This window comes from Sporosarcina sp. QA0331 (assembly GCF_055808055.1).
This window is the reverse complement of sequence record NZ_CM147850.1, coordinates 4,104,157-4,125,000: the sequence shown is the minus strand read 5'-3', so window position 1 is coordinate 4,125,000 and position 20,844 is coordinate 4,104,157. Positions and strand designations below refer to the sequence as shown.

The following is a 20,844-nucleotide window of genomic DNA, read 5'->3' as shown; positions in this document are numbered from 1 at the left end:
AAAGGAGAAATTTCAACTGGATGTCCGTAAATGAATGTAGGTTGAACGAGTTGCTCTTCCACTTTCTGTTCGAAGAATTCATTCAGAATATGACCGACTTCCATCATATCGGTAATTTCAACGCCGTGCTCTTTCGCAAGACTACGGGCCTCTTCAACAGACATCTCTTTCCAGAAGTCCACGCCTGTATATTCCTTAACCGCATCAGCCATGTGCAGACGCTTCCAGCCTGGAGATAGGTCGATGATATCTTCCCCGTACTTCACTTGCGTTGTGCCCAATACATCTTGCGCGATATGAGCAATCAAGTTCTCCGTGAGTTCCATGATGTCTTTATAGTCAGCATAAGCTTCATATAGTTCAATCATCGTGAATTCTGGGTTATGTCTTGTAGAAATCCCTTCATTACGGAAAACGCGGCCAATTTCATAGACTTTTTCAAGTCCGCCGACAATAAGACGTTTCAAATGAAGTTCAATCGCAATACGCATATATAGCGTCATGTCCAAAGCGTTGTGATGCGTGATGAATGGACGAGCTGTAGCTCCTCCTGCAATCGAGTGCAGCATCGGAGTCTCAACTTCAAGGAAGCCCTGTCCATCCAAATAGCGGCGCATCGATTGGATGATACGGCTTCTAGTGATGAAAGTCTCTCTGCTTTCTTCCGACATGATCAAGTCTAAATAGCGCTGGCGATATCTTTGTTCGATATCCTTCAATCCGTGGAATTTATCCGGCAATGGACGAAGTGCTTTCGTGAGGAATGTGAATTCAGTTACCTTAATAGAAAGTTCGCCGACTTTCGTTTTAAAGACGTTTCCTTTGATTCCGACAATATCCCCTAGATCCGCATGGCTAAATAAGTCATAGGCCTCTTCGCCGACTGCATCTTGACGGACGTAGATTTGAATCTGACCGCCTAGGTCTTGGATATGGGCAAAGCCCGCCTTCCCTTTGCCACGCTTCGTCATGATCCGTCCTGCAATTTTCACTTCATGCACTGTTTCATCCAATTCCTCTTTAGAAAGCTCTTCATAAGCTTCGCGGATTTCATTGGACAGGTGCGTCCGCTCAAATCTGGCACCGAATGGATCTAAACCGTTCTCCCGCATTTCTTCCATCTTCTGGCGTCTCACCAAAAGCTGATCGTTCAATTCATCCAAATGGGACATTTCCTTCACTCCTTCATAGTTATCCCTCACGCCGGATGGCATGTTCTTATTGTACACAAACTCTTTATGTAAAAAAAGCCGCCACTATAATGGCGGTTGCATCACAGTTGCTGCTTGAATTCATCAGCTTTCTTCCAAAGTACAACGCCATCGTCATCGGCAACTGTAAACGGATTTCCCGTTACAGGATGTCCGATTGTAGGCGCGATTTCCAATAAAGGCACGAGAACAAAAGCCCGTTCACCCATTCTCGGGTGCGGCACAGTTAAATTCTCCGCTTCAATATTGTCGTTATTATACAGTAAAATGTCAAGGTCGACAGTCCGAGGACCCCATCTAATGTCCCGCACACGACCTAAACCGTTCTCAATAAGTTGGCATGCCGACAATAATTCATATGGATCCAATGAGGTTTCTACACAGACGACCAAGTTCAAGAAGTCCGCCTGATCCGTATAACCGACAGGTGCAGTTTCATAGATTGAGGACACGTTCGACACTTCGATCTTCTCTTGCGAATGAAGTGATCGAACAGCCTCCGAAAGATGATGCAGCCTATCTCCGATATTGGATCCTACGGAAATGTACGCCGTATTCATGAAATTTGTCCTCTTGTAATATCTACGGATACCGAGGCGTAGTGCCCCCGTATCGGCGGATCAGGTTTGATCAAAACAACTCGAACGCCGTTGACTTGCTTAGCGAATCGCTCCAAAATGGTGCGGGAAATTTCCTCTGCAACGGATTCAATCAGTTTCTTCGGCTCCCCTTCGATTACAGCTCGACAAACCTCAAACACTTCTGCGTAATTGACCGTCTTCTTCAAATCATCCGTAGCACCTGCTTCGGCTAAATCAACAGCTAGCGATACATTGGCGCGGAAACGCTGCCCTAACACCGTCTCTTCCTCCAATGCGCCATGATAGCCGTAAAACTCCATTTCATTCAAATGAATATAATCCATCCTTGCATCCTCCGTTTCTCGATCAGTCGACGTTTACTTCCGTCTTGCCAGCTAACACGTCCATCATTCTTACCATACGAGAGATCTCTTTTACGTCATGCACCCGCACCATATGACAGCCGCGCTCGATGCCATAGCAAACCGTTGCGCCAGTTCCTTCCATCCGCTCATCGACCGGCAAATCTAGGATGTTGCCGATCATCCTTTTCCGGGATGTGGCAAGCAAAAGCGGGTATCCCATATCTGATATGCGGCGCAGTCCTTGCATCGCCAATACATTCTGCCTCGTGTCTTTCGCAAAGCCGATGCCTGGGTCAAGCCAAATATTGTATTCCGGCACACCCGCCTTGCGCGCAATTTCCACACTTTCCTCCAAGTCCGCAATCATTTCTTCCATGAACGGTCCAGCATACTCCGCTTCTTCCCGATTATGCATGAGGATGATCGGTGCCCCGTGGGCGGCCGCCACTTCCGCGATCCTCGGCTCACGTTTCGCGCCCCATACATCATTGACGATCTTTGCGCCTGCTTTCAGGGCAGCATCCGCCACGTCCGCCTTATACGTATCGATTGAAATGACACAGTCCAATTCCCGAACTAACGCCTCGATCACTGGAATCGTACGCTCAAGCTCCATATCGAGCGAGACTGGAGCATGCCCAGGTCGCGTCGACTCACCGCCAATATCAATGATTTTCGCCCCATCTCGAAGCATTTCTTCCGCATGCTTCAATGCTGCATCGATTTGTCCGTATTTGCCCCCATCTGAAAAAGAGTCCGGCGTGACATTCAAGATGCCCATTACAGCCGTCTCCTTTTTGAAGTCAAATTCGGTATTTCCTAAACGGTATATTTCTTTCGCTTTCGATAATTCCATGACTTTACCCTTCTTTCATTTCATCAATCGCCTGCCCGTACAACCGATGCAATTTTTGATAATAAACACCTGAAGCTCCAGGCATTGTCTGTGCGCCTATCGCAGACAAAGGGACAAGCTCTTGGATTGAGTTCGAAACGAATACTTCATCCGCCTGCTCGACGTCACTCTTCATAAAAAGCCCGATATGTACATCCATTCCGACCTGCGCCCCAAGCTCCAATATGAAGGCTCGCGTAAGACCTGGCAAAATCCCTGTTTCTACAGACGGTGTATATAGCGCCCCGTCCTTCACCCAAAACACATTGGATGTCACTCCTTCAGCGACATGTCCATGCGATGTAAGGAAGATTCCTTCAAGCTCCTTCAAAGATGGCAGCTCCAAACGTCCGCGTACATTGTTAAGGAAGTTATGCGATTTATGGCGGAGACGGCTTTCTGGAAGATTCCTTTCCGTCTCGAGCCACACAGCCTTCTTTTCCGTTCTTCGCGGTGTTGCCGCAAGCTCTTTCCGGAACAGAATGACATTCGGCGACTCGTACTCAGAAGGAGCCAACCCGATATCATGCACGCCCGCAGACACATTCAACCGGAAATACCCATCTTGTCTCCCCGACCGGACATGAAGGCCTTGAACGGCATCCAAAATCTCTTCATCCGAGTAAGGCATCGCAATCCGGTATTCATGCAATGCCGCACGAAGTCGTTCCATATGCTCTTTGAATAAAAACACATGTCCTTCATACGTTCTGAATGTCTCAAAAAAGCCTGCACCGTATAAAAACCCGTGATCAAACGGGGATATCCGCAATTGCTCCGCCTGTTCAAATTCACCGTTCATCCAACATAACATGGAGGTGCTCCTCCTTTCATTCTACCGCTTCGGCCATTTCCTTCGCCTGCCAGAGCGCTCTCGCTTTGTTGAGCGATTCCACGTATTCCGCTTCCGGATCAGAATCAGCGACTAAACCGGCACCTGCTTGTATATGGGCAACCCCGTCTTTTATATACGCTGTCCGAATGACGATATTCAATTCCATATCACCATTAAAGCCAACCCAGCCGATTGATCCTGTATACAAACCTCTCCGCGTCGGCTCCAATTCCTCGATGATTTCCATCGTACGGAGCTTCGGTGAGCCGGTGATTGACCCTCCAGGAAATACACCTTTAATGATAGCGGCGTTCGATAATTCGGGAGATGCCGTCCCTCTTACATTTGAAACGAGATGCATAACATGCGAATACCGCTCAATGACCATGAATTCATCCGTTTCCACTGTTTCCGGCACGCACACTTGCCCGAAATCCTCTAACTCCTGTTCGACAAGCATAATATGCTCGCCTTTCTCCTTCTCATTGGAGAGCAAATCCTTCTCAAACGCTTCATCTTCGATTTTCGTCGCCCCTCTCGGCCTCGTTCCTCCGATCGGGCGCGTGCTCAATTCCGTGCCCCGTTTCTTAAGCAGCAATTCCGGTGAGCCGGAGACGACAGCGAATTCCTTCGCCCCGATTGACGCCATATAAGGCGATGGATTGAAAGATCGCAATGCTTCGTACATCGATAGCGGATCGGCGGAAAGCAGCTTTGATTGCCGGACGGACAGATTGACTTGATTGACATCCCCATCCGCAATATACTGCTGGACATCTCGAACCATTTGTTCGAATTGAGGTCCGGTCACTGACACTTCCACATTTTCAGGTCTTGTATAGTCGATTGTGAGATCGGTTGTCGTTATGACGCGATTGTTCAATCCCACTTCTGCCGCATCCATCCATTCCTTTTCCACTTCCGACGCATCCAACCCGCGCCCAGGCAGCGTCATGAAATAGACAGTTTCCGTAATCTGATCAAGAACTGCCCAACGATCAAACAAATAGAAGAAGACATCCGGCGTATCGAGATCATCCACAGTCATTTCTGGGATCGGCTCATACGTCCGTGCATAATCATAACTGATGAAGCCGATAGCACCTCCTTGGAAATCCGGCAACTCCGGTACATTGTCCATCTTCATCGATTCGATGAATGTAGATGCTAGTTCAAGAGGATCGCCTTCCCGTACTTCTTTCGTCCCATCACGCCATTCGAGCTCCAATGATTGAGACTGGTTGCTCGTTAGCGTAACTAGCGGGTCGACACCCGCAATGCATAGCTTGCCCGTGCGTCCGCTTTCCAGCAAAACATGCTGTTCTACCGTTTTCGCAAGTTCTTTATAGGCATAAAAAAATTGCTCCTTCGTCATTTTGGCCATCTTGTAATCAGGATGCAATCTATCCATTTCGTTTTTCCCCCAACTTCTCATAATATAGCTATCTTAACGTTTATAGTGTTGTTTAGGCTAGCTTTAGAACCCAAAAAAGAGAGCCCCCATGAGCTCTCTCCTTCATCAATCCTTCTCTTATTCTTCTTCAAAATGATAAAGCGGGGTGCTTAAGTATCTTTCGCCGTTCGACGGAAGGATGGCGACGACTTTTTTTCCTTTTCCAAGCTTTTCTGCAACTTGGAGAGCCGCGAAGATCGCCGCTCCGGAAGACACGCCGCCTAAGATGCCCTCTTCACGTGCTGCTCTTCTTGCCGTATCATACGCTTCATCGTTCGTCACTTGGATAATCTCATCGTAAATGTCCGTGTCGAGCACTTTCGGGACGAAGCCCGCACCGATTCCTTGGATTTTATGCGGTCCTGGTTTTCCACCTGAAAGGACTGCCGAATCGGTAGGTTCCACAGCGATGATTTTCACTTCTGGGAAGCGCTCTTTCAACACGCTGCCCGCCCCGGTAATCGTGCCTCCCGTGCCAATGCCCGAAATGAATGCATCTATACGATCGAGCGCATCTGCAATTTCCGGTCCTGTCGTCAGACGGTGCACTTCCGGATTTGCTTCGTTATTGAATTGCTGTGGCATGAACCAGCCGTTCTTCTCGGCAAGCTCTTCCGCTTTGCCGATTGCCCCTTTCATCCCTTCCGCTCCTGGTGTAAGGACGAGGTCAGCACCGTATGCACGCAATAGATTCCGGCGTTCCATACTCATCGTATCCGGCATGACCAGTACTGCCTTATACCCTTTTGCTGCTGCAATCATCGCGAGACCGATGCCTGTATTTCCACTCGTTGGCTCAATAATTGTACTGCCTTCCTTCAATTCCCCCGACCTTTCAGCAGCTTCAACCATCGCAAGTGCAATCCTGTCTTTGACGCTTGATCCCGGATTGAAGTATTCCAGTTTCAAATAAATTTCCGCACTGTCCGGATTCGCTAGACGATTCAACTTGACGAGCGGTGTTTTTCCAACTAGGTCCGCAATCGTGTTTCCGACTTTACTCATTCCTACCCACTCCTAATCCCTACTTATTTGATATGTTTTATTGTATTAATAGTACACCTGGATTGTGAGCACTGTCAATCTTTTATAGCCCCTTTATCCTTTCCCTCTTTCCATGTGTATAATCTAAAAAAGCTGTTCAGAACCACTCTTTCATAATGGGTTCCAAACAGCTATTTATTTTCCGTAAAACCATTTCGCATCGAATTCTTTCCAGAACGCCTCCGGATTGACCGATTGCGGAAGCTGCTCGATGGCCAACTCGCGTTTAATATGATCTTTCACTTCATTATAGGAGAACGCCCTGCCTTCAACTACTTCATTCACAAGGATAATAGCATATGTACCGTTTTGAAGTTCGATAGCATCTCCAATCTTGCCTTCTTTCAATTTTGATGCAGCTTTGTAGATTGCAGGATCGATAGTCTCGGTCTCTGCGTTAATATAGCCTATGTCACCGCCTAAACTGGCAGAAGCCAGGTCGGTCGACAGCTCTTTGGCCAAGGCATCGAAGCTTGATCCTTTCGATAACTCATCGAGTGCCTGCTCCGCTTCCTCCTTTGTCGGAACGATAATGACGGAAGTTCGATAGGCAGTCAATATATTATAGAGAGACTCGTTTTTCTCATAAAATGATTTTACTGATGCATCATCGATGACCACATCATTCGACAATACTTTCTCTAAAATAAGGTTTGCACGGATTTTTTGCCGAGTTTGCTCGACATCCATACCTGAATGCGATCGGCCGTCCACCGAAGTGATCAGCGCGAGTTCAAGTTCAATCTCCTCGTCGGTCACTTTGATGCCGTATTTCTTTGCCGCCGTTTCCATCACCTTATTATTGACTAGGTCAAGAAGAACTTCTCGTCCAACTTCCTTTTCCATAGCAGTCATCCATTCGGCTCTCGTAATCGCTTCGCCCGCTACCGAAGCAACCTCTTCATCGGGTTGCTTCGATTTGTCGGGGATGAGCCATCCAATTAACCAAAGGACATTACTAGCAAGAAGGATGCCGATCAAAATAAGAAGCGGCTTCGTTTTCAATCTTCTTTTTTGAGAGCCCGTCTCCTGGACGTTACGACTTTGACCGTATTTCATCGATAAATCCTTCAAGTTCTTCTTTCGTAAACAAATACTTCTCCAAACAGAAGTGGCACTGCGCTTCCGCTTGTCCGTCCTCATCGATCATGTCTCGGATTTCCTGCTCGCCCAGCCCCTTGATCGCATTGCCGAAACGTTCTTTCGAGCAATTGCAGCGGAACGCAACGTCCATCTTATCAAGGATTTCAACATTCTCTTTCCCTAATACTTCTCCAAGTACTTCTTCCGGTGTCATACCACGGTCAATCATTCTGGAAATCGGTTCAACATTTGCCAGCTTTTCTTCAAGTCTGCTTATCGTCTCTTCCGTTGCCCCCGGCATCACTTGGATGATGAAACCGCCTGCAGCTTTGACCGTATTGTCCGGATTGACGAGGACACCTAACGCCACTGCAGAAGGGACCTGTTCCGAAACGACGAAGTATTGGGTGAAGTCTTCCGCTATTTCACCGGAAACAATCGGAACTTGCCCAGTGAAAAAGTCCCGTAACCCAAGGTCTTTCACAACCGACAGCATCCCTTCCGTACCGACCGCGCGTCTGACGTCAAGTTTCCCGTTTTCATTCAAATCAAAATGGGTTTGCGGATTCGTAATATATCCTTTTACGTCACCATTTGCATCAGCATCGATGACAATCGGTCCGGACGGTCCGTTCCCCTCGACTTTAATCGTCAGTTTTTCCTCGCCTTTCAGCATCGCACCCATCATAAGGCCCGCTGTCATCGTCCGGCCCAAAGCAGCTGTAGCTGTCGGCCATACATGATGCTTCTTCTGCGCCTCACCTACTGCGTTTGTCGAATTCACCGCATACGCACGAATAGTCCCTTCAAAAGCTAATGCTTTTATCAAATAATCACTCATCTATTTTCTACTCCCTTCAAACATTTCTTTCGTAGATCAAATGAAGTCCTTTCAACGTAAGGAAATTATCTACGATGTCAATTACTTTTGTTTCACTGGCAATTAATTCGGCAAGTCCGCCTGTCGCAATTACAGTCGGCTCCACCTTACTTTGTGCTTTCATCCTTCCGACAATACCTTCGACAAGACCAACATATCCGAAAACAATTCCTGCCTGCATCGCGGAAACAGTGTTTTTGCCGATAATATCATCCGGCCGCGTCAATTCAACACGCGGCAATTTGGATGCCCGATCAAACAAGGCCTCCATGGAGATGCCGATGCCAGGCGCAATCGAACCTCCCATATACTCTCCCTTTTCATTCACATAACAGAATGTCGTCGCAGTTCCAAAATCGACGATAATCAGCGGAGAACCATAATCGTGAATAGCTGCAACCGCATTAACGATACGGTCCGCGCCAACTTCGCGCGGATTTTCATATTTTATATTCAATCCTGTTTTGACGCCAGGACCAACGATGAGCGGACGCAAATTGAAATAATTTCTGCACATCTGCTCCAGCGGAAACATAACCGGCGGAACGACAGAGGAAATGATAATGCCATTTATATCTTCAAAACTGAGGCCGACATGGGTAAACAGCGCTTTCACGGACATGGCGTATTCATCTTCCGTTCTTTGCCTGTACGTTTCCATGCGCCAATGATGTTTCAACTCACCTTTGTCATAGACGCCAAGAACGATATTCGTATTACCTGTATCCAATACTAAGATCATATTCTTTTCCTCGCTAACATTCGTCATTTTCCAAAACATCATAACATAACAGGCATAAATAAAAACAGTCGACTGCCTTAAAAAGCAGTCGACTGGAATGTTATCTTTCAGGATTGCGCTGTAACGTTAATCCCTTCTATGTTCATCGATCGATGGAAGAGATTGCTCTCCACCATTCTCCTTCGGCAAATCTCCGATGGATGGATCTGCAGGCGCACCTGTCGAATCCGAATGCACGGTGTCTTTTTCATTATCAGCGACCGCGTCATCCGATTTCTTTTGTGAACCATTTCCGTTTTGATCATATGAACGCTCCGGCAATGTACCGTGGTCTTTCAAATGATTGATCTGCTCGGCATCCAATGTTTCCACATCAAGAAGCGTCGTAGCAATCAAGTCGAGCAAGTTGCGATTCTCTGTCAGAATCTTTTTAGTGCGATCATATTGTTCCTTAATGATACGCTGCATTTCTTGATCAATTTCATATGCAATTGAATCAGAGTAGTTTTGTTCGGAATTAAAGTCTCTGCCCAGGAAGACGTTTCCGCCTTGCGCCTGGCCAAATTGCATCGGTCCGAGCTTATCGCTCATACCGTATTCCGTCACCATGGAACGTGCAATACCTGTAGCGCGTTGGAAGTCGTTATGCGCTCCAGTGGAAACTTCCCCGAGTACAACCTCTTCCGCTACACGGCCTCCAAGGAGTCCAGCAATTTTGTCGAGAAGTTCAGGCTTCGTCATGAAGTATCGGTCCTCTTTCGGCAACATAACCGCGTATCCACCGGCCTGGCCGCGAGGGACAATCGTCACCTTATGGACGATTTCTGCGTCATCCAACATGAGTCCGACAACGACGTGACCCGCTTCGTGGAATGCAACGATGTTCTTTTCCTTTTCAGAAATGACACGACTCGTTTTAGCTGGTCCCGCAATAACGCGGTCAGTCGCTTCATCGATATCTGCCATGTCGATTTTCGCTTTTCCACGTCTAGCTGCCACTAATGCAGCTTCGTTCAATAAGTTCTCCAAGTCAGCACCCGAGAATCCCGGAGTACGTTGCGCAAGAGCTTTCATATTGACTGATTCGTCAAGCGGCTTGTTACGCGCATGTACTTTCAGCACTGCTTCACGGCCTTTGACATCCGGACGACCGACTGTAATCTGACGGTCGAAACGTCCTGGGCGAAGAAGCGCTGGGTCAAGGATATCCGGGCGGTTCGTTGCAGCAACGATGATGATTCCTTCGTTACCATCGAATCCATCCATTTCGACTAAGAGTTGGTTCAATGTTTGTTCACGCTCATCATGTCCGCCTCCGAGACCAGCGCCCCGTTGACGTCCAACTGCGTCGATTTCATCGATAAAAATAATACACGGCGCATTCTTTTTCGCGTTCTCAAACAAGTCGCGGACACGGGATGCACCGACCCCGACAAACATTTCAACGAAATCCGAACCGGAGATCGAGAAGAACGGAACACCGGCTTCACCGGCAACCGCACGTGCCAAAAGCGTCTTACCTGTACCAGGAGGTCCAACCAAAAGGATCCCTTTCGGAATACGTGCTCCAAGTTCAGCAAATTTACGGGAATCTTTCAAGAAATCCACAACTTCTTCAAGCTCGGCTTTCTCTTCATCCGCTCCTGCAACGTCTGTGAATCTGACTTTTTTGCGGTCATCAGAATGGAGCTTCGCCTTACTTTTTCCGAAATTCATCACTCGGCCGCCACCGCCGCCTTGTGCTTGATTCAAGAGGAAGAAGAATAGGATGATGATGATGATGAAAGGAACTAATCCTGTGAAGAAGGCTACCCATGCACTTGTTTCTGGTGCAGGTAGAATTTGGATTTCAGGGTTATTCGTTTTACCGGTAGCTTCGATATTTTGAATCACTTCCATAACAGAAGTATCGTTCATCAAAACATTCGTCGTGAATTTCTCTCCCTCTTCATAGCCCTTCAACGTACCTTCAACGGTCAGAACGTTACGAACCGGCTGAAGCGACATGGATTCAACATCGCCTTTTTTCAATGCTTCATAAAATTGATCATACCGAATCTCTTTCGTTTTCGGGTTTGGATTATTTAGTGAACTGAAAATCCCCATAATTGCAAGGAAGATCAATCCGTATAGTAGAAAGTATCGAAGTATACGATTCATCCCAAGCCTCCTCATTTCTTTCAACAGAAAACTATTGTAAATCTTATCATATAACAGATTCAACCTACAAAGGAAAAGCCTTTCTTTCATGCTCAGAAAACGGAATTATCTTTCAACCGTGTAGGTTTAGGGCTTCACAATCGTAGATGATAGTATGCCAACTTCGATCGGAATATGGAAAAAGCTTTCCATCGCCCCTTGTAAAGGTTTGTTGAAAAGCTTTCAGAAAGAGTAGATTTCCTTTTTCAATACACCGATATAAGGCAAGTTCCTATATTTTTCTGCGTAATCAAGCCCATACCCGACAACAAATGCATCTGGCACAAGGAATCCGACATAGTCTGCTTTTAAATCCACTTTTCGACCCGTTGGTTTGTCAAGCAACGTTACGATTTTAATGGATTTTGCTTTCCGGTATTTGAAAAGATCAACTAAATAATTCAATGTCTTACCGCTATCGATAATGTCTTCAATGATCAATACGTCGCGGCCTTCAACGCTTGTATTCAAGTCCTTGACAATTTTCACTTCTCCAGATGATACTGTCGCATTTCCATAGCTTGATACATCCATGAAATCTAATTCGATATACGCATCGATTCGTTTGATCAAGTCGCTCATGAAAGGCAATGCCCCTTTTAGGACACCGATCGCAAGCGGGAATTTATCTTGGTAATCAGCTGTCAGGACAGCACCAAGCTCCGCAATTTTCTCCTGGATCTGTTCTTCTGTGATGAGCACTTCTTCAATATCGTTTTGCAACATCGAGTTCCCTCTCTTTTCCGTTAAAATTTTACTTTACTTTCATTTTGAATATGTACTTTTCCCGTTCTGTTTTCCGATTCTTGAACTGGATGCCATATCGTACGCCAGGAATGGCGCAAATTTCATCGTGTGCAGTTGTGACAATCGGCAGTTTTCGCCGTTTTTCGGCGCCGATTTTTTCGTCAATGAACAATCTGGACAAACGCTTCGGTTGTGTCATACCCGGAAGCAATATGCGATCCCCGTCTTTTCTGCCCCTCACATAAAGCGGCAACTCGGATTCAGGAAAATCGAAATACATCGATTCGGCAGCTTCCACGTCACAGGCGTCCACATCGTTCCAATACAACAGCACATCTCCCCAACTTATCCATTCACCTTTTTGCAGCATTTGAATCGAATTTCCCGAAGCTTCCACATTTTTCACAATCGAAACCGTACCGTATTCTCTTACAAATCGGTATCCTTTTGGAAGGTCAATCGTCATGTTTCCGGCACTTGTGGAAAGATGGTGATGCAATTGATTCAAAAGTGCCGTGTTATATTCTACCTGCGTGGTTTCCCCATGGTAAAGATAATTCAATAGTAGTGGAATGAAGCGCTTTTGTAAAGCAGTGTGCATGGATTTGAACAGATCGGAGGGAAAGGTCGGAAGTCCATCTTTGGTGAACGTCACAATGGATGCAAAACGCTCTTTCGCCAAGCTGTTCAACAGCATTTCATCCTCCTGCAAGCTTGTTGTCATTTTAACGACATTCAGTGCTGCAGAAGGATTTTCAGACAAAATGGCCGGCGCTACACGATGGCGAAGCCGGTTCCGTAAATAGGCGTCACTTTCATTGCTTGGGTCTTCCCTAAATTGCTCTCCATGTTGCTCTACATACATTCGAAGCTCTTCCTTCATTGCAGGAAGAAACGGTCTAATAACGTTCCCTCCATCGACTCTTCGGCTCACCTGGATGCCGAGAGGGGCGCTTCCCTTGGACAATTGCATTAGCACTGTCTCCAACTGGTCCTCGGCATGATGGGCGGTTGCCAGTACATCATAGCACTCCGCCATCATCACATTTTTAAAAAATTCATATCTTCCAGCCCTGCAGACGTCCTGCACATTTCCGCCTTCCTCATTCAAGATGGAGGGTACAGGCACATTCCCTCCGAAAAAAGGAATCCCAAGCTTATCACAAATTCCCTTCACAAACTTGCCGTCATCTGCTGACTCTTTCCCGCGAAGCATATGATCGACATGGACAGCAGCCACTTCAATCCCCAATTTTTCGCGGAATAAAGCCATGAAAAGCAATAGTGCAACAGAATCTACTCCTCCCGAGCAAGCAATAAGAACTCTTCGGCCAGGTGACAGCAAACTCTCTTTATGAATGAAATCAATGATTTTCCTTTCAAACGCCTGCATATTCCGACCCTCCATGATGTTGAACTTTTGTCTCCCCCTATTCTACCCCATAACTTTTTCCCGGGAAATAAATCGATTTGTAGGCTTTATTGTCGTCCACTTCGGTAAAACATGTTCTACTTTCATTGCCAATACTGTTCTGTCATCCGCTACAACGCCAAATCTCCTCTCCATTTCAGACATAATGCGGTCTGCTAGCGGCTCACAAGCCAGATGCTCATACTTTTCCAATATTCCATAGATCGCATCTTCCTGCTTTTCCATCGAAACCGATCCATTGAACACGCCATCCGTCAGCATGACGATAATATCGCCTGATTTTAACTCTTCATTTGTCGCTTCCACGGAAAATGACGGAAGGAATCCGACAGGTACCGATTTACTGTCAAGCCGGAGGAAATCTTGGCCACGCTTAATATACGTACTCATCGACCCCGCTTTCCAAGACCATAGCCGTCCATCCTGTAAGTCGATCAACGCCAAATCCAACGTCGCATACATATCATCAAGCCCATTCAACGACATCATATAATGCAATGTGTGCATCGCCGTTTCCGGATCCATTTTCCGGTCCAAGCATTCTCGCATGAGGCGGATCACTTTCCGGCTTTCCCGATATGCGTTCATATCATGCCCCATGCCGTCCGACAGTAGAACAGCGGTGAGACCATCGTGGATTGGGAACACTTCATAAGCATCTCCAGCATGGAATGTCCCTCCGCCAGCAGTCGCCATAACTCCATATTCCAAAGAAAAACGGACAGCTGAGCAAAGCACGATTTGAATATGCGGGAAAGGATCTTGCAGCACGACAGTCTTCTCCACTTTAAACGGTTCACGATAGACTTCCTCTAAAAGCGGCAAGATGAGACGTTCTGCCACTGTTGTATCTGTTTCGAAATCCGAACGCCTTTCGGGGATTGAAATGACAATTCGATAAGCTCCCTTCTCTTCGGATAAAATATCAATCTGATAATATTCGATTTCCTGTGACTGCAAATGCTTCCCCAATTCCTCCTCTGCAAGATGGTTAACTGACAAATCGCCCTTAATATCATTCATGATTTTCTCTAAATGATTGCTCATATCCCTCAATTGCAACGCTAACATTTTCCGCCCATGCTGAAGCTGCCCCATTAGAAGATGGTTGGAAGCCGATTCCTCCAGTTCGGTGATCAAACCCGCAGAGCGGACGCATTTATATTTAATCCTCTCTTCGACGCGGTGGCGTGCCGCTTTCTTAGTCGCGGAATAGGTCCCTTCCCACTCATAAAGCAGACGAGCCATCCCTTCCTCATTTCCCTCCCAGCATTTCGAATATCTAAAACAGGACTGACAGATCGACGGGATGTTCTGTGCAGCATGTCCGTCATCCGAAGAGAAACGATCATTAACAAGATTGGACATAAATTCGGCAAACTGCTGAAAATCGGATAATTGCTCATCTAGACGATCGGTCAGCCATTGTTGCCGCTTCACTGAAATATCCTGCTGACCGCTAGGTGTAATCATTCGACTAAGCGGCTCCACTTTTTTTGTCGGAATGAAGAAAAATAAAAGTGTAGCTAATCCAATCGTAAAGAAATGGGAATTATCAAGCGGCAATGTAAAATCATATAACAGGAAGAAAACGGATACTGCAAAGCCGCCTGTTGCAATGCCCAATTTCCCGAGCCGGCGTAAAGCACCCGCAAAAAAACCGGTCATTCCATACACAGCCATCATGCCGGTAAATGATAATTCCGCAATTCCAGCAATCGCCGCAATCATCATTGCAATCGATGTGGAAAAAGGAAGACCGCCGGCAAGTGCCGCGAGCAAAATGGTTAGATGCAAAAGTAACCCTGAAATCGATATGGGGCCGACCATAAGATTGCCCATTCCCGTCGTCGCCATAATCCCTACAATGCATACCGCCCCAAGGCGTTCCGGCGACCACTGGCCGAAAAAGATGCGCTCCCGGTGAGGGAAAGCGACGAACAGGAAAAACGTCATGAACAGCGCCAACACTGCTTCGAAGCCAATCGTCAACTGCACGTCGACCGGCGTATGTCCACTATTCATAACAAACTGCCAAAGAAACTGAATTACAATAATCGTCCCTGCAACTGTTAATGGAATGGACTTCCGCATAAAAGGATGCTTGCTCACTACATTGAACAACAGCAATTGCATAAGATGGATCACTGCTTGTCCCACCCCTAGGAAAGCCCCTCCTGCAATTCCCCCGATAAATACATAAATGAGATGATTCCTAAAGCGGATCTGCGCTAACGCCCAAATTGGCAAGAAAAAAGGAACTGCGGCGTCAAACAGAACAGCTTGCGACAAGAAAAATGTACTCAGTAAAAAGAACACTGCCATCAATACATACATCTTCCGCTTTCCCACCGTATCGAACACCTGACGAATCTGCTGGCCCACCGGTCTTTCAAGATTGCCTATCATCTTCATCTCCACATTCCCCCTATGTCTACTTGTCCCTGAGTATACATAGGCCAAGCCAAAGAATTTGTCTGTTCCTGGCAAGCGGCACAAAAAAACTTTCGACTCGTTCCGAAGTCTTTTTCTATTTTCCAACGAAAGGTTGACAGACACCGTCGACCCATGTATTATGATTATTGTCGTTCAGAAACAATTGAACAACATGGCGGCGTAGCTCAGCTGGCTAGAGCGTACGGTTCATACCCGTAAGGTCGTGGGTTCGACCCCCTCCGCCGCTATAATGAAATGCGTAGGCGGCCTGCTTAGATGCGACAGGCATAAGAAAATCCGGCGTGTGGCGCTTTTTGCCACTTAGCCGGGTTTTCTTATGACCCCGAGCATCTGACCGCCGGAGCTAGACAATAACTCAAAAAAGCGTCCAGTCTCATGACTGGACGCTTTTTTTATAGTAGAAGCGCATAAATCACTGGATTTACGCATAAAACGAAAAAACTACGCATAACTTCATCCAAAAACGCATAAACTCCTGCAATCACTCATAAATCCTCGCAGACGCGCATAAACTCTACCAATCACGCATAACTCAATAACGTACTTCCAAACTTATCGAATCGACTCGATTTGTTCCTTATGATGCGAATCATGCCAAACAAAATCCGAGAAATATTCCTTTAATGTCAGAACGTGTTCCCCGATGTTGAACGGCTTCGTCCATTCCACTTCATCCAAACCTTCAAGCCATTCTACAATTTGTTGACGATGCTGTTTCGCCAATGCGATCACTTCGTCAAAGGAGTATTCTTTTGAAAGTTTTGCAGCCCTGTCATTAAATGGCCCCCACTCCACATTCTCAAGCTTCTCTGATTCTTTCATTCGCTGAAGCCGATTCTCCAAAGTGAACCTGTCCCATTCCGCCATATGCATAAGAATCTCTTTCGGCGACCATTTCCCTTCCTGATAAGGCGTATTCGCCTGTTGTTCAGTCAATGAGTGCAATGAATCCGCCCATTCCAAATACTTTCGTAGATTGCTCATAATTTCGTTCATTCCAATTCAGCCCCCTTTTTCATTATGCATTATTCGGCAGCTGTAGATTGAAATCCTTGTGAAATTTGTAGAAGTTTTTATGCGTGAATAAATTCAGTTATGAGCCTTTCAATGGAGTTATGCGCGTTTACCAACATTTATGCGCAACTGGAGCAACTTATGCGCATTTTACGAGATTTATGCGTTTATAAATCAATTTATGCGTACTTTATCGCACTATTGCATTCCGTCCACAAAAAAACGATCTGGCATCTTAAATAGATGCCAGATCGCTTATAACAGATTCACATTTCCACTAATTGAAACAGCCAGCAAGTTACCCTCTTCTTGCGCCACGGCCACCGCGTTTAGATTCTGTTGCTCTTTTCAAAGTTGAAAGGCGTTCTTCACTGTCTTTCATGAATTTCGCCATCTTTTGCTCAAAATTCTCTGGACGGTCATTATGGCTAGGACGGCCACCGCTGTGACGAGGACGTTGAGGGCGTTGAGGACGTTCAGCTTCCGGTTTCGCTTTTCTAATCGATAACCCGATTTTTCCGTCAGTGCCGACATTCATCACTTTCACTTCAACCATATCGCCTACTTTTAGGTGGTCATTGATATCCTTAACATAATTGTCCGCTACTTCACTAATATGGACCAGACCAGTTGAACCGTTCGGCAGTTCGACGAACGCACCGAAGTTTGTGATCCCTGTAACTTTCCCCTGTAACTTGCTGCCTACTTCAATTGACATAAAAAAAATGCTCCTCCTTAAGATTTAAACGGCCCTTTTCAGAAGCCTTTTTACCATATGGCGAGTCCTGCAAGTGCAAGATCCTTACTTTCATTATAGCCAACAAAAAAAGAGTGTCAATAAGACTACTCTTTTCCGTCATCTTTTTCGCCTTTTTTCTTCTTGTTTTCAGGAACTGTAAAGATGATTTCATTTTTATCTGATAAGAAATATTCTTTCCGTGCAAGCTTGGCAATATAGTCATCATCGTCTAATTTCACAAGCTGTTTTTTCAGAAGATCTTGTTCTTCCTTCACTTCTTCCAACTTGGCGAGCGTTTCAACTTTTTGCTGTTCCTTTTCCTGCAGCGTCTGCTGTTGCTGAATATACATATTCGTCAATCCGCCGAGCACTACGATGGCGATCAATGCATAGAGGAACATTTTTCGTTGGAGCCGCTTTTTCTGCTTGTTTCTCCAAATTTCTTTTTTACGCAACGAGCGGATATATTCAGTTTCAATCGATGCAACGGTCGTGGATGATTTCCTTTTCCTTTGCTCCATGTCCTGCACTCCCTCTCATCACTTTACGAAATCCGATAAGTCTAGTAATTATACATCATTTCTCATCGGATTTAAAGAGAGATTCAGAGACTTTATTATAAAGATAGATAAATGGAGAAAGGAGAGTTCGCACAATTTTGACAAGCAGCTTGAACACTTGGCTAATAATTTTTGCCACGAAACTGATGATGAACCATATCGGTTTAATGATCAACATATTCAGGATTCTTCCAAGAAACCTGAAAGGCCGATGGAAAACCGATGCGTAGAGAAGCAAGCCGCAAATTTGTGCGACCGGATCGTACATCCTCCAAGCCCCATCCCGGACAATGAAAAGAACGTAGAACGATGCGCATCCGATCAGAATCCATCCGATTACTTCCAAAGGGACCGAGTACTTCCGGATGATCGATCTCTTGCCGGTCGCATCTACGCCCGTTCCGATCAAGTCCATGAAAACCCCGGCCCCGATGCCTGTCCCAATCATTGCAAGAAGACTAAGAAACTGGACGGAGAGGCTCATCCAAATAATTTATGGAGGAAACCACGCGAACTTGCATCTTCTTCGTCATATTGCATCGTGCTAATCGTGCCTTCTAAAGTAAGAAGCCCTTTATCTACATCCAAATGGACGATACGCAGCTCCTCCCCACGAATTACTAGTACTCCTTGTGATGTCCGGACGATGAACTCCTCTTGGTCGAACCGGTCGATCGTTTTTACAGATGTAAGATCCATTCTTTTTCGGTTCCTCATCGTGACGACATGATCGCCCGATGGGATTGCGTATGTTGGGTTATCCGTCTGGATTTGCATACTATTCCTCCCTTTGCTTGTACGTTCACTGCCATCTTATGCGGGCGCATAAAAAAACATGACAGGAAAAATTCCTGTCATGCTCTCAATCTTCATCATCAATAAACTCAGGTTCCACCTTGTCCAGCTTCTCTTCTTTCAAGATCGTAAACATCGAAGCCGCATCTTCTTTCTTCGTCGATTCCTTCAGCATCTCGACCTTTGCCGTAACAATTTTTTGGCCAAATCGGATAGCAAGTTCATCGCCCGGTTTTACGACCGACGAGGCTTTCGACACTTTGCCGTTAATCGTAATCCGACCTTGGTCGGCCACTTGTTTCGCCAATGTCCGCCGTTTGATCAGACGTGATACTTTTAAAAATTTATCTAATCTCATTTCTTTTCCCTCCCTTTCGCTTCCTGCCAGAACGAGTCCAATTCGTCGAGTGTATAAGCGGAGAATTCACCTCTCCCATCTATTACACTTTGCTCGACGAACGAAAAGCGCCGTTTGAATTTCTCGTTTGCATGCGCCATCGCTTCCTCTGGTGACAGTTTCAAGAACCTCGACAAGTTGACTAATGTAAATAGGACGTCGCCTAGCTCATCTGTCTGGCTCTGCTTCGTTCCATTCGCCACTTCATCTTTGAATTCCTGCCATTCTTCCTCGAATTTATCGAAAGCGCCTGTTATGTCCGGCCAATCGAACCCGACTTTTGCCGCTTCCTTTTGGTAATTAAACGAAGTAAGCAACGACGAGCTATGACGCGCTTGTCCATCTAAGAGCGACTCGACTTGCGGCTTCTCAGTTTTTTTGATTTCCTGCCAATTTTTCAAAACCTCATCCGAATTTTCTACGTCCCGATCACCGAACACATGCGGATGGCGGCGGATCATCTTATCTCCGACTGCTTGCAAGACGTCTTCCATTGCAAAATAACCGTCGTCCTCGCCGATTTGCGCATGCAAGAATACTTGCAGCAGCACATCTCCCAATTCCTCGATGATGCCTTCATCGTCCTCCTGGTCGATCGCTTCGAGCAACTCATGCGCTTCCTCGATCAAATACCGTTTCAGCGATTCATGAGTTTGCTCGCGGTCCCACGGGCAGCCGTCAGGGGCACGCAATGCAGCGATAATTTCCCGGAATGTCGACCATTCCTTCAGTCGCTCTTCACGCTCCATAACCGGAGGCACGTAAACGGTCGTCAAATTATCGATTTCCGTCTCACGGTCTAACTCGAATAATGGTACAGTCCGAAGCATTTCCAATGAAGAGCCTGCCGCTGTCACAATCGTCACCGGATGGTCGTACGCATACTTCTCCATAAGCGAAAGCTTTACTTCAGAAGCGATAAACGAATCATACACTTGGCCGATCAATACGTGCTGCGTCATCATCACATCATCACGTTTCATATCCGTGCCATCTAGCAGCTGGAACCCCTCGATCGGATCGATCCTAAGCGCTGCAAAAATCGGATCAAGGAAGCTGTTGCCGCCCGCGATTTCAAGCCGTACAATCCCTTCCCGCTCTTTTTCAATCAATAATTGCACCGTACGTTCCGCCACAAGCGGATGCCCTGGCACGACATACGTGACTGCCTTCTCTTTTGCCATCAAGACTACTTTCTCAACAATTTCCTCATACACTAGCTCAAATGAATCGTTTTCAATATAAATATCATCAAAGCTCTCAATTGCCAAGCCTTCCGCCCTTAATTCCACAATAGCTGGATGCTGATCCGTCCTCGCAACGACGAACTCCGCTTCCTTGAGCTTTCGGTACGTACCTAGAGATAGCTGGTCAAGATCTCCGGCACCAAGGCCGATAATCGTAATTGTATTCAT

The 20,844-nt window shown here is 46.3% G+C and carries 21 protein-coding genes and 1 tRNA gene (1 of these 22 only partly in view); 1 reads left to right on the top strand and 21 read right to left on the bottom strand.

Features of this window, described 5'->3' with window-relative positions; all coding sequences use genetic code 11:
• The 14 genes from lysS to AC0L13_RS20880 form a co-directional block, all read right to left on the bottom strand.
• Positions 1-1,172 carry the 5' portion of a lysine--tRNA ligase gene (lysS, locus tag AC0L13_RS20945; protein WP_473642669.1) on the bottom strand. Its footprint begins 319 nt before the window's first position, so 1,172 of the gene's 1,491 nt are visible here — the first part of the coding sequence; its start codon is at positions 1,170-1,172; its stop codon lies off the left edge, out of view.
• Positions 1,173-1,273: 101 nt separating this feature from the next.
• Positions 1,274-1,771, bottom strand: a complete 498-nt coding sequence (folK, locus tag AC0L13_RS20940) for a 2-amino-4-hydroxy-6-hydroxymethyldihydropteridine diphosphokinase (protein ID WP_473642667.1) — start codon at positions 1,769-1,771, stop codon at positions 1,274-1,276.
• A complete protein-coding gene (gene folB / locus AC0L13_RS20935) occupies positions 1,768-2,136 on the bottom strand; it encodes a dihydroneopterin aldolase (RefSeq protein ID WP_473642665.1) in 369 nt (122 codons plus the stop codon). Before folB ends, folK begins: the two co-directional genes overlap by 4 nt.
• Positions 2,137-2,158: 22 nt before the next feature.
• Positions 2,159-3,013 carry a dihydropteroate synthase gene (folP, locus tag AC0L13_RS20930; protein ID WP_473642663.1) on the bottom strand — a complete coding sequence of 285 codons (855 nt, stop codon included), beginning with the start codon at positions 3,011-3,013 and terminating at the stop codon, positions 2,159-2,161.
• 4 nt (positions 3,014-3,017) lie between these two features.
• Positions 3,018-3,866, bottom strand: a complete 849-nt coding sequence (pabC, locus tag AC0L13_RS20925; RefSeq protein WP_473642661.1) for an aminodeoxychorismate lyase — start codon at positions 3,864-3,866, stop codon at positions 3,018-3,020.
• A 16-nt stretch (positions 3,867-3,882) separates the two neighbouring features.
• Positions 3,883-5,298, bottom strand: coding sequence for an anthranilate synthase component I family protein (locus AC0L13_RS20920; RefSeq protein ID WP_473642659.1), 1,416 nt, complete (start codon positions 5,296-5,298; stop codon positions 3,883-3,885).
• Positions 5,299-5,418: 120 nt separating this feature from the next.
• Positions 5,419-6,345 carry a cysteine synthase A gene (gene cysK / locus AC0L13_RS20915; protein WP_473642657.1) on the bottom strand — a complete coding sequence of 309 codons (927 nt, stop codon included), beginning with the start codon at positions 6,343-6,345 and terminating at the stop codon, positions 5,419-5,421.
• Positions 6,346-6,519: 174 nt separating this feature from the next.
• Positions 6,520-7,443, bottom strand: coding sequence for a peptidyl-prolyl cis-trans isomerase (locus AC0L13_RS20910; protein WP_473642654.1), 924 nt, complete (start codon positions 7,441-7,443; stop codon positions 6,520-6,522).
• Positions 7,421-8,308 carry an Hsp33 family molecular chaperone HslO gene (hslO, locus tag AC0L13_RS20905; protein ID WP_473642652.1) on the bottom strand — a complete coding sequence of 296 codons (888 nt, stop codon included), beginning with the start codon at positions 8,306-8,308 and terminating at the stop codon, positions 7,421-7,423. The genes AC0L13_RS20910 and hslO overlap by 23 nt, the downstream gene beginning before the upstream one ends.
• A 16-nt stretch (positions 8,309-8,324) precedes the next feature.
• Positions 8,325-9,089: a type III pantothenate kinase gene (locus AC0L13_RS20900; RefSeq protein WP_473647195.1), complete on the bottom strand. Its 765-nt coding sequence runs from the start codon at positions 9,087-9,089 to the stop codon at positions 8,325-8,327.
• 126 nt (positions 9,090-9,215) lie between these two features.
• A complete protein-coding gene (ftsH, locus tag AC0L13_RS20895; RefSeq protein ID WP_473642650.1) occupies positions 9,216-11,249 on the bottom strand; it encodes an ATP-dependent zinc metalloprotease FtsH in 2,034 nt (677 codons plus the stop codon).
• 222 nt (positions 11,250-11,471) lie between these two features.
• Positions 11,472-12,014: a hypoxanthine phosphoribosyltransferase gene (gene hpt, locus AC0L13_RS20890; protein WP_440502294.1), complete on the bottom strand. Its 543-nt coding sequence runs from the start codon at positions 12,012-12,014 to the stop codon at positions 11,472-11,474.
• Positions 12,015-12,042: 28 nt separating this feature from the next.
• Entirely contained in the window at positions 12,043-13,428 is a 1,386-nt protein-coding gene (tilS, locus tag AC0L13_RS20885) for a tRNA lysidine(34) synthetase TilS (protein WP_473642648.1), read from the bottom strand.
• A 42-nt stretch (positions 13,429-13,470) separates the two neighbouring features.
• A complete protein-coding gene (locus tag AC0L13_RS20880) occupies positions 13,471-15,882 on the bottom strand; it encodes a SpoIIE family protein phosphatase (protein ID WP_473642646.1) in 2,412 nt (803 codons plus the stop codon).
• A 195-nt stretch (positions 15,883-16,077) separates the two neighbouring features.
• Between AC0L13_RS20880 and AC0L13_RS20875 the strand changes: the two genes are divergently transcribed.
• Positions 16,078-16,151 (top strand) — tRNA-Met (locus AC0L13_RS20875).
• Between the two features lie 325 nt (positions 16,152-16,476).
• Here the strand turns inward: AC0L13_RS20875 and AC0L13_RS20870 are convergent.
• From AC0L13_RS20870 to yabN, 7 genes are all read right to left on the bottom strand, one after another.
• Complete coding sequence (locus AC0L13_RS20870; RefSeq protein WP_473642645.1) at positions 16,477-16,920, bottom strand: DinB family protein; 444 nt, start codon at positions 16,918-16,920, stop codon at positions 16,477-16,479.
• A 316-nt stretch (positions 16,921-17,236) separates the two neighbouring features.
• Positions 17,237-17,656 (bottom strand): S1 domain-containing RNA-binding protein, encoded by a 420-nt coding sequence (locus AC0L13_RS20865; RefSeq protein WP_239433347.1) that lies wholly within the window; start codon positions 17,654-17,656, stop codon positions 17,237-17,239.
• A gap of 125 nt (positions 17,657-17,781) precedes the next feature.
• The gene (locus tag AC0L13_RS20860; protein WP_473642643.1) at positions 17,782-18,198 is read right to left on the bottom strand and encodes an FtsB family cell division protein; all 417 of its coding nucleotides are present in this window, start codon (positions 18,196-18,198) and stop codon (positions 17,782-17,784) included.
• A gap of 55 nt (positions 18,199-18,253) precedes the next feature.
• Complete coding sequence (gene yabQ, locus AC0L13_RS20855) at positions 18,254-18,721, bottom strand: spore cortex biosynthesis protein YabQ (RefSeq protein WP_473642641.1); 468 nt, start codon at positions 18,719-18,721, stop codon at positions 18,254-18,256.
• A complete protein-coding gene (gene yabP, locus AC0L13_RS20850) occupies positions 18,718-19,014 on the bottom strand; it encodes a sporulation protein YabP (protein WP_473642639.1) in 297 nt (98 codons plus the stop codon). Before yabP ends, yabQ begins: the two co-directional genes overlap by 4 nt.
• A gap of 85 nt (positions 19,015-19,099) precedes the next feature.
• Entirely contained in the window at positions 19,100-19,390 is a 291-nt protein-coding gene (locus AC0L13_RS20845) for an RNA-binding S4 domain-containing protein (protein ID WP_473642637.1), read from the bottom strand.
• Entirely contained in the window at positions 19,387-20,844 is a 1,458-nt protein-coding gene (gene yabN / locus AC0L13_RS20840) for a bifunctional methyltransferase/pyrophosphohydrolase YabN (RefSeq protein ID WP_473642635.1), read from the bottom strand. Before yabN ends, AC0L13_RS20845 begins: the two co-directional genes overlap by 4 nt.